At 70.8% G+C, this 11,560-nt stretch carries 10 protein-coding genes and 1 pseudogene; 8 read left to right on the top strand and 3 right to left on the bottom strand.

The features are described 5' to 3' along the window. From ACJA3G_RS17870 to ACJA3G_RS17860, 3 genes and pseudogenes are all read left to right on the top strand, one after another. A pseudogene (locus ACJA3G_RS17870) lies at positions 1–364 on the top strand (hypothetical protein); the annotation flags it as partial. Positions 365–418: 54 nt separating this feature from the next. Further along, positions 419–1,213, top strand: coding sequence for a class I SAM-dependent methyltransferase (locus ACJA3G_RS17865; protein ID WP_406553993.1), 795 nt, complete (start codon positions 419–421; stop codon positions 1,211–1,213). 47 nt (positions 1,214–1,260) lie between these two features. Further along, entirely contained in the window at positions 1,261–2,814 is a 1,554-nt protein-coding gene (locus ACJA3G_RS17860) for a DUF2079 domain-containing protein (protein ID WP_406553992.1), read from the top strand. Positions 2,815–3,199: 385 nt separating this feature from the next. On the opposite strand, the gene mgrA is transcribed toward ACJA3G_RS17860, so the two are convergent. Next, positions 3,200–4,243 carry an L-glyceraldehyde 3-phosphate reductase gene (gene mgrA / locus ACJA3G_RS17855; protein ID WP_406553991.1) on the bottom strand — a complete coding sequence of 348 codons (1,044 nt, stop codon included), beginning with the start codon at positions 4,241–4,243 and terminating at the stop codon, positions 3,200–3,202. Positions 4,244–4,406: 163 nt separating this feature from the next. Between mgrA and ACJA3G_RS17850 the strand changes: the two genes are divergently transcribed. The 4 genes from ACJA3G_RS17850 to ACJA3G_RS17835 all read left to right on the top strand — a co-directional run bounded on the left by ACJA3G_RS17850 (position 4,407) and on the right by ACJA3G_RS17835 (position 9,422). Next, positions 4,407–5,168, top strand: a complete 762-nt coding sequence (locus ACJA3G_RS17850; protein ID WP_365109427.1) for an isoprenyl transferase — start codon at positions 4,407–4,409, stop codon at positions 5,166–5,168. A 332-nt stretch (positions 5,169–5,500) separates the two neighbouring features. Beyond that, positions 5,501–6,823: a PhoH family protein gene (locus ACJA3G_RS17845; RefSeq protein WP_406553990.1), complete on the top strand. Its 1,323-nt coding sequence runs from the start codon at positions 5,501–5,503 to the stop codon at positions 6,821–6,823. A gap of 368 nt (positions 6,824–7,191) precedes the next feature. After that, a complete protein-coding gene (locus ACJA3G_RS17840) occupies positions 7,192–7,881 on the top strand; it encodes a transglycosylase SLT domain-containing protein (RefSeq protein ID WP_406553989.1) in 690 nt (229 codons plus the stop codon). Positions 7,882–8,036: 155 nt separating this feature from the next. Then, a complete protein-coding gene (locus ACJA3G_RS17835) occupies positions 8,037–9,422 on the top strand; it encodes an AI-2E family transporter (protein WP_406553988.1) in 1,386 nt (461 codons plus the stop codon). 96 nt (positions 9,423–9,518) lie between these two features. Here ACJA3G_RS17835 and ACJA3G_RS17830 read toward each other — a convergent pair whose 3' ends face one another. Both ACJA3G_RS17830 and ACJA3G_RS17825 read right to left on the bottom strand, forming a co-directional pair. Next, entirely contained in the window at positions 9,519–10,052 is a 534-nt protein-coding gene (locus tag ACJA3G_RS17830) for an alkyl hydroperoxide reductase (protein WP_406553987.1), read from the bottom strand. A gap of 13 nt (positions 10,053–10,065) precedes the next feature. After that, positions 10,066–10,620, bottom strand: coding sequence for a peroxiredoxin (locus tag ACJA3G_RS17825; protein ID WP_406553986.1), 555 nt, complete (start codon positions 10,618–10,620; stop codon positions 10,066–10,068). Positions 10,621–10,781: 161 nt separating this feature from the next. Between ACJA3G_RS17825 and ACJA3G_RS17820 the strand changes: the two genes are divergently transcribed. Further along, the coding region (locus ACJA3G_RS17820; RefSeq protein ID WP_406553985.1) for a LysR substrate-binding domain-containing protein at positions 10,782–11,560 on the top strand (779 nt) is incomplete at its 3' end.

Raw genomic sequence — 11,560 nt, 5'->3', positions numbered from 1 at the left:
GCCGAGGCCGGCCGGGTGGAGGAGGAAGAGCACGAAGTACGCCCCGCACCCGGCGGGTTCCTGGCGACACGCCCTGCTCGGCGGACTGGCCCTGGGCGGGGCGTACTTCGTGCTCTTCCTCCTCCACCCGGCCGGCCTCGGCTTCGGTGACGTCAAGCTCGCCGTGGGTCTCGGCGTGGCGCTCGGCTGGTACGGCTGGGGCGTCCTGTTCACCGGCGCCTTCGCGGGATTCGCGGCCGGCGGCGCGTACGGCCTCGGGCTGATCCTGGCGCGCCGCGCCGACCGCGGCGCGGCCATCCCGTTCGGCCCCTTCATGCTCGGCGGGACCTATCTCGGCCTGCTCCTCGGCGGCCTCGGCGCGTAGCGGACGCGCAGTTATTCGGCCCCTCGGGCGGACAAGACGCGTAGGGTCCGGAATATGGCGCAAACCATCCGCAACCACAACACCCGCACCTTCGAAGACCTGATCGACGAGGCGGCGTCCGCCCCGGTGGACGGCTGGGACTTCTCCTGGCTGGACGGACGGGCCACCGAGGAGCGCCCGTCCTGGGGGTACGCCCGTGCCATGGCGGCGCGCTGGGCCCGGGCCACGGCCGCCCTCGACGTGCAGACCGGCGGCGGCGAGGTCCTGGCCGCCGTCCCGCAGCTGCCGCCGCTCGCCGTCGCCACCGAGGGGTGGCCGCCGAACATCGCCCGGGCCACCGCCCTGCTCCACCCGCGCGGCGTCGCGGTCGTCGCCGACGCCGACGAACCGCCGCTCCCGTTCGCTGACGGCGCCTTCGACCTGGTGACCAGCCGTCACCCCGTCCAGACCTGGTGGACGGAGATCGCCCGCGTCCTCACCCCGGGCGGCGCGTACTTCTCCCAACAGGTCGGACCCGCCAGTGTGTTCGAGCTCGTCGAGTACTTCCTGGGTCCGCAGTCCGCGGACGTCCGGGGCAGGCGCGACCCGGGCAGGGCCCGCGCCGAGGCCGAGGCCGCCGGGCTGCAGGTCTCCGATCTGCGCCAGGAGAAGCTGCGCGCCGAGTTCCACGACATCGGCGCCGTCGTCTACTTCCTGCGCAAGGTGGTCTGGATGGTGCCCGGCTTCACGGTCGAGGAGTACCGGGACCGGCTGGCGGAGCTGGACGAGCAGATCCGTACCGACGGGCCCTTCGTCGCCCATGCGACACGGTTCCTCATCGAGGCCAGGAAGCCGCTCCGCTCCTCCTGAGCGGCCTAGCATCCGACCATATGGAACGGATGCGGACAACCCGGACAATGTGGCCGGTCAGGGCGGCGAGGGCGAACAGATCCGCGGGCACCATCCGGGTCGTCAGCCGTGATCCGGCACCCCGCCGGTCCCTCGCCGCCGCCCTCGCCGACTGGAAGAACACCCACACGCGGCGGCCCGCCCTCCTGTGGTGGGGGTGGGCCGCCGCGCTCTTCGCGCTGTACGCGACCGTCGGCGCCCGCCGTCAGGCGCTGATCCGCACCACCGGCTACGACCTCGGCATCTTCGAGCAGGCCGTGAAGGCCTACGCCCAACTGCGCGCCCCCGTCTCACCGTTGCGCGGCGAGGGGTTCAACCTGCTCGGGGACCACTTCCACCCGGTGCTCGTCGTCCTGGCGCCGCTCTACCGCCTCGCGCCCTCCCCGTACACCCTGCTCTTCGCCCAGGCCGCCCTGTTCGCGCTCGCCGTCGTGCCGCTCGCCCGCCGCGCCCGGCAGGCGCTGGGGCGGCGCGCGGCCCATGTCGTGGCCTTCGCGTACGGGCTGAGCTGGGGCATCGCCTCGGCCGTGGCGTTCGACTTCCACGAGGTGTGCTTCGCGGTGCCGCTCGTCTCGTTCGCCCTGGAGGCGCTGGCGCTGCGGCGCTGGGGGGCCGCGGTGGCGTGGGCGGCGCCGCTGCTGCTCGTCAAGGAGGACCTGGGGCTCACGCTCGCCGCGATCGGCGGGTACATCGCCTGGAAGGGGCGGCGCCGGCTGGGTCTGGCGACCGCCGCCGCGGGGCTGCTCGGCAGCGCGCTGGAGTTCAAGGTGCTGATGCCGTTCTTCAGCCCGGCCGGCACCTACGCGCACGCCGCCAACCTGGAGCCCGCCCACGGCTCACTGCTCGCCACCCTGGCCTTCGCCCCGCTCGACGCCGTGCGCCCCGAGGTGAAGGCCACCACCCTGGTCCTCGTCTTCGCGCCGACGGCCCTGATCGCCCTGCGCTCGCCGCTCGCCTGGATCGCGGTGCCCACCCTCGGCTGGCGGATGCTCTCGCAGAACCCCTTCCACTGGGGCACCTCGTTCCACTACACGGCCGTGCTCATGCCCGTGGTGCTGGCCGCCATGACCGACGCCCTTGCCCCCTACCGGCGCTCCGGCGACGTCCTGGGCCGCCGCCATGTGCGGGCCTCGCTCGTCACCACCGCCGCCGTCACGCTGGTCCTGATCCCGTCGTTCCCGCTCGCCCAGCTCGTCCACCGCTCCACCTGGCGCTCCACCGAGCACATCGCCGCCGCCCACGAGCTGCTGGACCGCATCCCCGACGGCGCCACCGTCGCCGCCTCCAACCGGCTGGCGCCCCAGCTCACCTCCCGTACCGACGTGGTGCTCTTCCCGACCTACCCGGTCCACTGGCGGCTGTACGACACGGGCACGCAGGTGCCGCCGCCGAGCGCCCAGTGGATCGTGTACGACCGGGTGCCGCCCGAGTCCTGGCCGTACCCGCCGGGCCCCTGGCCGTACCCGAGGGCGCGTCAGGAGGCCGAGCTCGTCAAGGCCGAACAGGCCTACGGCTACCGCGTCGTCGCCCAGCGCGACGGCATCACCCTGCTCCGGCGCTGACGCGCCCCGGCCGGCCCACGCCCCACTCACCCGCCCGGGTGAGTGGGGCGCGGCACATCCGCAGGGGATCCAGGCCCCGCGGCCGGGTGCGCGCGGTGCGGCCGGAGCCGGTCATTACCGCGCTGACCTGCGCGGTCAAGGGTGTGACCCCCCGCCGGGTCCCCTTTGTGGGGGCGCCCTCGAAGGTGGGCGCGCGGTGCCCGGCCGGTTTCGGAGCGTAGTTCCGGCACGCCGTGGCCCCCACCATCACTTACGAAGGGTTATGGTGGAAACCCCCCCTCGGGCCGGTCCGTATCCCCCCCACGGACCGGCCCGTTTTTTTCGGGGCGGGCGTGCCGCGGCGGTTCCTGTGGATCCGCTGTGAGCCGGCGCCCCGGACGGGTGATCAGCCGCGCCCGGCCCAGATGTTGGTGCCCGCGGTGTCCACCGCGAAGGTGTCGATCTCCTTCAGCTCCTCGGCCGTCAGCGGCGCCCCGGCGAGGGCCGCCACGTTCTCCTCCAGCTGCTTCACGCTCGACGCGCCGATCAGCGCCGACGTCATCCGCGGGTCGCGCAGCACCCAGGAGATCGCCAGCTGGGCGAGCGACTGGCCGCGCCGGACCGCGATGTCGTTCAGCCCGTTCAGCCGCCGCACCACCTCGTCGCTGAGCAGACCCGGGTCGAGCGACTTGCCCTGGGTGGCCCGGGAGCCCTCCGGGATGCCCTTGAGGTACTTGTCGGTGAGCAGCCCCTGCGCCAGCGGCACGAAGGAGATGCAGCCCATCCCCGCCTCCTCCAGGGTGTCGAGCAGGCCGTCGTCCTCGGTCCAGCGGTTGATCATCGAGTACGACGGCTGGTGGATGAGCGCCGGGACACCCATCTCCCTGAGGATCCGCGCCGCCTCGGCGGTCTGCTCACTGGTGTACGAGGACACCCCCACGTACAGCGCCTTGCCCTGCTGGACGGCGGACGCCAGCGCGCCCATCGTCTCCTCCAGCGGGGTCTCCGGGTCGAAGCGGTGCGAGTAGAAGATGTCGACGTACTCCAGGCCCATGCGGGCGAGCGAGGCGTCCAGCGAGGAGAGCAGGTACTTGCGCGAGCCCCACTCCCCGTACGGCCCCGGGTGCATCTGGTAGCCGGCCTTGGTGGAGATGATCAGCTCGTCCCGGTACGCCCGGAAGTCCTGGGCGAAGATCTTCCCGAAGTTGAGCTCGGCCGAGCCGGGCGGCGGGCCGTAGTTGTTGGCCAGGTCGAAGTGGGTGACGCCCAGGTCGAAGGCGCGGCGCAGGATCGCGCGCTGGGAGCCCAGGGCGCGGTCGTCGCCGAAGTTGTGCCACAGGCCCAGGGAGAGCGCGGGGAGCTTCAGACCGCTGCGGCCGGTCCGCCGGTACTCCATGGAGTCGTAGCGGTCGTCGGCGGCGATGTGGTGGAGGGGGAGGGATTCAGTCACGTTTCCCTGCTTATCACGGACTTGTGACAGGCCGAGTTGGGCCCCTGTGACCCGTCCGCAGTACTGTGCCTTCCTTGGGGGTGCCCTCAGGCCGTACAGGCACTGGGGGAGGGCCGTATGCGGTGCTGCGGCGGCTCCCGGAAGCAACGAGAGGGTGGAATCGGTGAACTTGCGCGACCTGGTGTACGGGCTCTACGCACGCCGGGTGGAAGGTCGCCTCGACCACGACCAGGCGCCCAAGCACATCGGCGTCATCCTGGACGGGAACAGGCGCTGGGCCAAGGCCTCCGGCGGCAGCCCCGAGCAGGGGCACCAGGCGGGCGCCAGCAAGATCCACGAACTGCTCGGCTGGTGCGCGGAGACGGACGTCGAGGTCGTGACGTTGTGGATGCTCTCCACGGACAACCTCGACCGGCCCGACAACGAGCTGGTCCCGCTGCTCGGCATCATCGAGGGCGTGGTGCGCGACCTGGCCGCGGACGGGCGCTGGCGTGTCCACCACGTGGGCCAGATGGACCTGCTGCCCGCGCGTACGCAGTCGGTGCTCAAGGAGGCCGAGCAGGCCACGCACGACGTCGGCGGCATACTCGTCAACGTCGCCGTGGGCTACGGCGGCCGTCAGGAGATCGCGGACGCGGTCCGCTCGCTGCTGCTCGACGCGGCGGCCAAGGGCACCGGCTTCGAGGAGCTGGCCGAGACCGTCTCCATCGACAGCATCTCCGAACACCTCTACACCCGCGGCCAGCCCGACCCGGACCTGGTCATCCGCACCAGTGGCGAGCAGCGCCTGTCCGGATTCATGCTGTGGCAGTCGGCGCACTCCGAGTACTACTTCTGCGAAGTGTTCTGGCCCGCCTTCCGCAAGGTGGACTTCCTGCGCGCCCTGCGCGACTACGCGGCGCGCCACCGGCGCTACGGGACCTGATCCGCCCCTGCAGCCTCTCCCGCCCCTTGTGCCCCACCGCTTCACGGTCCGTCACGTGTGTCCCGACGGATCCTGACCGGAAGTCAGTCACATTGGTCCCCACCAAGCGCATATGCCTGTGCATGGCCGCGCTTGTTCGAGGGAATACCCCCTCCAGTTGAACGGCCAGAAGTGGCCGCTCACCCGGGAGGCCCTTTGCACCAGGACGCGCGTGCACTGTGCACGTACGGAGCGGAGGGCCGGTGCTCGGCCCGCGCAGCGTGGCCACAGCCCGGCCCCCACCCCCGCGACGCCGTCGCACCCCGACCTCTTCCGAGGGGGTACGTCCTTCCGTGGTGACCAGCACAAAGCGCCGCATGCCCGACCGGCGCACCTACGTCCTCGACACCAGCGTCCTGCTGGCCGACCCCAACGCCATGGCCCGGTTCGACGAGCACGAAGTGGTGCTCCCGATCGTCGTGGTCACGGAACTGGAGGCGAAGAGGCACCATCCGGAACTCGGCTACTTCGCGCGCCAGGCCCTGCGCCTGCTCGACGACTTCCGGGTCCGGTACGGACGCCTTGACGCACCCATCCCGCTGGGCGACCTCGGCGGCACGCTCCGCGTCGAGCTCAACCATTCCGATCCCGGCGTGCTGCCCGCCGGCTACAGGCTGGGGGACAACGACTCACGGATCCTCGCCGTCGCCCGCAATCTCCAGGCCGAGGGGTACGACGTCACCGTCGTCTCCAAGGACCTGCCGCTGCGGATCAAGGCGTCGTCGGTCGGCCTGCTCGCCGAGGAGTACCGGGCGGAACTGGCCATCACCGACTCGGGTTTCACCGGGATGTCCGAACTGTCGCTCTCGGGCGAGCAGGTGGACCTTCTCTTCGAGGAGGAGACGCTCTACGTGCCGGAGGCCGCGGACCTGCCGGTCCACAACGGCCTGGTGCTCCAGTCCGAGCGCGGCAAGGCGCTCGGCCGCGTCACGGCCGACGGCAACGTCAAGCTGGTGCGCGGCGACCGGGAGGCGTTCGGCCTGCGCGGTCGCAGCGCCGAGCAGCGCATCGCGCTGGACCTGCTGCTCGACCCGGACATCGGCATCGTGTCGATGGGCGGCCGGGCCGGCACCGGGAAGTCCGCGCTGGCCCTCTGCGCGGGCCTGGAGGCGGTCCTGGAGCGCCGCCAGCACAAGAAGGTGATGGTCTTCCGCCCGCTGTACGCGGTGGGCGGTCAGGAGCTCGGCTATCTGCCCGGCTCCGAGGCCGAGAAGATGGGCCCCTGGGCGCAGGCGGTCTTCGACACGCTCTCGGCGGTCACCACGCGCGAGGTGATCGAGGAGGTGACGTCGCGCGGCATGCTGGAGGTCCTGCCGCTCACCCACATCCGCGGCCGGTCGCTGCACGACGCGTTCGTGATCGTGGACGAGGCCCAGTCGCTCGAACGGAACGTCCTGCTGACCGTGTTGTCCCGTATTGGGGCGAACTCACGTGTGGTGCTCACCCATGACGTGGCCCAGCGGGACAATCTGCGGGTCGGCCGGTACGACGGAGTGGTCGCCGTCGTCGAGAAGCTGAAGGGCCATCCGCTCTTCGCGCATGTCACCCTCACCCGCTCCGAGCGGTCGCAGATCGCCGCACTGGTGACCGAAATGCTGGAGGACGGCCAGATCTGACCCTGAACGTCCGGATCGGCGCCGCCCGCGAAGCCGTTGAGCTTAGCCGGGCGGCGCCTTTTCGTGGGCTCAATCGCGCAAAACACGTGGGGCTGAAGGGGTGTGAGGTTTCACACGCGGTGGGGAATTGCCTTGCGGCGCCGCTCTCGGGCAAAGTCTTGCATCCGTCAGGCCCCGCATACGGCACACCTGTACCTCGTAACTCCATAGCGTCGCCGTATGCCGCCCGAGCACCACGCGGCACTCCCGCAAGGGAGTTGCCCACCGGGTCAGTTCCTCCCGTGACCTGAGCAGTTGGGAGGAGAGAGCCAGGGGCACGATTGCGTCCGCTCAGGTCACCAGTGCGGGCGCTGCTGGAAGGAAACCGTGTGAGCCGGATCTCGGTCCGGGGATTCGCGGTGGCGTCAGCCACTGCGGTCACCACCGTCGGTGCCGTCGTGGGCGTCGCCTCGGGCGCGCCCCAGTCCGCTTCGAACGACAACGTCGAGGCGACCGCCGCCGACACGACGCTTCTTGCGGACATCCCCGCGGGCCAGCAGGCCCAGGTGCAGACCGCGTCCCTGACGCAGCAGGCGGACGCCCAGTCGGCCCAGGCGAGCGCCGCGGCGAAGAAGTCCGCCGAGGAGGCCGCCCGCCTCCAGGCCGCCAAGGACGCCAAGTCCAAGAAGGAGTCGGCCGAGGAGAAGGCGAAGGAGCGCGAGAAGGAGCAGGTCGCCAGCCGCTCCGCGACCCGCGACCCCGCGTCGTTCCCCGTCCAGAGCTCGTACACGGTCGAGCAGGTCAAGGCCATTGCCCGGCAGATCGTGCCGGCGGACCAGTTCCAGTGCTTCAGCAACATCGTGAACCACGAGTCGACCTGGAACTACCTGGCCGTCAACTCCGGCTCCGGCGCGTACGGCCTGGTCCAGGCGCTCCCCGGCTCGAAGATGTCGTCGGTGGGCTCCGACTGGCGGACCAACCCGGCCACCCAGATCAAGTGGGGCCTGAACTACATGAACTCCAGCTACCACAGCCCCTGTGGCGCCTGGGCGTTCTGGCAGGCCAACACCTGGTACTAGGGTCCCCGGCATTCTTTGCCCCGGGCAACTCAACCTTTCGAAGCCCCTCGCCGTCCTTCGGTGAGGGGCTTTGCCCGTGTACGGTCGGAGGCGACGACTCCGGTGTGGGGGGAGTGGTGGGGACGCTCAGCGGGGGAAAGGGAAACGGCAGCATCATGTCGAAAGTGCCGGGGCTGCTCGGGGCGCTGGGCGCCGGTCTGACCCGTATGGGAGAACGGCTGGACGAACGCCGGGCGGAGACCGAGGCGCGGGCCGACGCGGACGCGGGCCTGGACGGCTCCGAGACGCTCGGCAGTGACGATTCAGCGGCCCCGGCCGAGGAACCGGCGGCGCCCGAACACGTCCCGGCGCCGCCCGCCTACGCCCCCGCGGTCGCCGCGCGGCCCGACCCCGTGGACGCCGTGCCGTGGGGGATGCGGGTGGCCGCCGAGATCGGCTGGCGCCTGCTGATCCTCGCGGGCACGCTGTGGGTGCTGATGCGGGTCATCAGCGCCGTACGGCTGGTGGTCCTGGCGTTCGTGGCCGCGCTGTTCATCACCGCGCTGCTCCAGCCGACCGTCTCCCGCCTCAAGCGGATGGGGCTGCCCAGGGGCCTCGCCACCGCGGTGACCGCGATCTCGGGCTTCATCGTGATGGGCCTGATCGGCTGGTTCGTGGTCTGGCAGGTCATGGACAATCTGGACACGCTCTCCGAGAAGGTCCGGGCGGGCATCGACGAGCTCAAACGCTGGCTCCTCAACAGCCCGTTCCATGTCACCGAGGACCAGATCAACCAGGTCGCCAAGAACCTCAGTGACACCATCGGCCACAACACCAACGAGATCACCTCGGCGGGCCTCCAGGGCGTGACCGTCCTCGTCGAGGTGCTCACCGGCATCCTGCTGGCGATGTTCTCGACGCTGTTCCTGCTCTACGACGGCCCGCGCATCTGGAAGTGGGTGCTGCACCTGGTCCCCGCCCAGGCCCGGCCGGGCGTCGCCGGAGCGGGGCCGCGCGCCTGGCGCACGCTCACCGCGTACGTCCGGGGCACGGTGATAGTGGCGCTGATCGACGCGATCTTCATCGGCCTCGGGATCTACTTCCTGCACGTCCCGATGGCCGTGCCGCTCTCCGTCTTCATCTTCCTCTTCGCCTTCGTCCCACTGGTCGGCGCGGTCGTCTCGGGCGCGCTCGCGGTGGTGGTCGCGCTGGTCACCGAGGGCGTGTTCACGGCGGTGATGGTGCTGCTGGTGGTGCTGCTGGTCCAGCAGATCGAGGGCCATGTGCTCCAGCCCTTCATCCTGGGCCGGGCGGTACGGGTCCACCCGCTCGCGGTGGTCCTCTCGGTCGCCGCGGGCGGCCTGATCGGCGGCATCGGCGGCTCGGTGGTCGCGGTCCCGCTGGTGGCGGTGACGAACACGGTGGTGGGCTACCTGCGGGCGTACGCGAAGGAGAACGCGCTGCGCAGCGCGCGGCAGGCGGCGGACCCGCCGACGGACCAGGAGCCGGAACCCGGTCCGGAGCTGGCGCCGGGGCCGGGGCCGGCTCCGGCGGAGAAGTAACGAGGCCGGTTCGGCCACGGTCCGCGGCCGGGCCGTACGTACGCGAAGGCCCCCGCCGACGATGTCGGCGGGGGCCTTCGCACAGCCTGTTCGGACCTACTCGGCCAGGACGGCTTCCGCGTCCAGCGTGACGCCGACCGCCTGGATCACCGAGGCGACCTTGAAGGCCTCCTGGATCGTCTCGCGGGAGACGCCGGCCTTGCGCAGCACCTGCTCGTGCGAGTCGAGGCACTGGCCGCAGCCGTTGACCGCGGAGACGGCCAGCGACCACAGCTCGAAGTCGACCTTCTCCACGCCCGGGTTGCCGATGACGTTCATCCGCAGACCGGCCCGCAGCGTCCCGTACTCCGGGTCGGAGAGCAGGTGGCGGGTGCGGTAGAAGACGTTGTTCATCGCCATGACCGCCGCGGCGGACTTGGCGGCGGTGTACGCCTCGGGGGAGAGGTTGGCCTTGGCCTCGGGCTCCAGCTCACGCAGGACCTTCGGCGAGCGCGAGGCGATCGCGCAGGCGAGGACCGTGCCCCACAGCTGCTGGGCCGGGAGCTCGCTGTTGCCGATGACCGAGCCGAGGTTCAGCTTGAGGTCCTTGGCGTAGTCCGGCAGGGCGGACTTCAGTTCGTCGAGAGCCATGTCGTACTCCCGCTCACTCGCCCGAGAGGAGCGCGACCGGGTCCAGGGTCTCGTCGCCCTTGGACCAGTTGCACGGGCACAGCTCGTCGGTCTGCAGGGCGTCGAGGACCCGCAGGACCTCCTTGGGGTTACGGCCGACGGAGCCGGCGGTCACCATGGAGAACTGGATCTCGTTGTTCTGGTCGACGATGAAGACGGCACGCTTGGCGAAGCCGTCCTCGCCCTCGATGCCGAGGTCGCGCATCAGCTCGTGCCTGGAGTCGGCCATCATCGGGAAGGGCAGGTCACGCAGGTCGGCGTGGTCCTTGCGCCAGGCGTGGTGGACGAACTCGGAGTCGCCGGAGAAGCCGAGCACCTGGGCGTCACGGTCGGCGAACTCCTCGTTCAGCTTGCCGAAGGCGGCGATCTCGGTCGGGCACACGAAGGTGAAGTCCTTGGGCCACGCGAAGACGATCTTCCACTTGCCTTCGTAGGTCTTGTGGTTGATCTGCTCGAACTCCTTGCCGCTCTCCAGCGACACGCAGGCGGTCAGGTCGAACTCGGGGAACTTGTCACCAACAGTGAGCACGCGCTCTCCTTGCGTTCGGGAAGGGTCCTTTTTGAGGTCTTCCCTGGGGGTTGGACGGATTAGCGATGGTGGCACAGGATGCATTGATCAGGGAAATAGCTAGACTCGGTCATCGTGATCGGAGGTGCTTATCAGTGACAGGAGATAAAGGAGTGCCGGGGATGCCGGGGACGACGCCGGGGACGCCGGGAGGCCGGGGGAAGCGGGCGCAGCCGCCGGTGAAGCTGGTGAAACCCGGGAAGCCGCTCAAGCAGCCGAGCCTGGCGCAGCTGCGGGCGTTCGCGGCGGTGGCCGAGCATCTGCACTTCCGGGACGCGGCGGCGGCGATCGGGATGAGCCAGCCCGCGCTGTCCGGGTCGGTCTCCGCGCTGGAGGAGGCGCTGGGGGTGCAGCTCCTGGAGCGCACCACCCGCCGGGTGCTCCTGTCGCCCGCCGGCGAGCGGCTCGCGGTCCGGGCGAAGGCGGTGCTGGACGCGGTGGGGGTGCTCCTGGAGGAGGCCGAGGCGGTACGGGCGCCGTTCACCGGGGTGCTGCGGCTGGGGGTGATCCCGACGGTGGCGCCGTATCTGCTGCCGACGGTGCTGCGGCTGGTCCACGAGCGGTATCCGGAGCTGGACCTCCAGGTCCACGAGGAGCAGACCTCGTCGCTGCTGGACGGGCTGGCGGCGGGGCGGCTCGACGTCCTGCTCCTGGCCGTTCCGCTCGGCGTCCCCGGGGTGCATGAACTCCCGCTCTTCGACGAGGACTTCGTCCTGGTGATGCCGCGCGAGCACTGGCTGGGCGGGCGCGAGGACGTACCCCGCGAGGCCCTGCGCGAACTGGACCTGCTGCTGCTCGACGAGGGTCACTGCCTGCGGGACCAGGCGCTGGACATCTGCCGGGAGGCGGGCCGGGACGAGGGGGCCGCCGTGACGACGACGGCGGCGGGGCTGTCCACGCT

The organism is Streptomyces sp. YS-3 (assembly GCF_045257485.1).
In the GTDB taxonomy this organism is placed as follows: Bacteria; Actinomycetota; Actinomycetes; order Streptomycetales; family Streptomycetaceae; genus Streptomyces.
This window is presented reverse-complemented; position numbering and strand designations above follow the sequence as displayed.

Excerpts from the sequence above, each read along its gene's own strand:
- ACJA3G_RS17865 (WP_406553993.1), top strand. The coding sequence starts at position 419 with ATGGCGCAAACCATCCGCAACCACAACACCCGCACCTTCGAAGACCTG.
- ACJA3G_RS17860 (WP_406553992.1), top strand. The coding sequence starts at position 1,261 with ATGTGGCCGGTCAGGGCGGCGAGGGCGAACAGATCCGCGGGCACCATC.
- ACJA3G_RS17835 (WP_406553988.1), top strand. The coding sequence starts at position 8,037 with ATGTCGAAAGTGCCGGGGCTGCTCGGGGCGCTGGGCGCCGGTCTGACC.
- ACJA3G_RS17830 (WP_406553987.1), bottom strand. The coding sequence starts at position 10,052 with ATGGCTCTCGACGAACTGAAGTCCGCCCTGCCGGACTACGCCAAGGAC.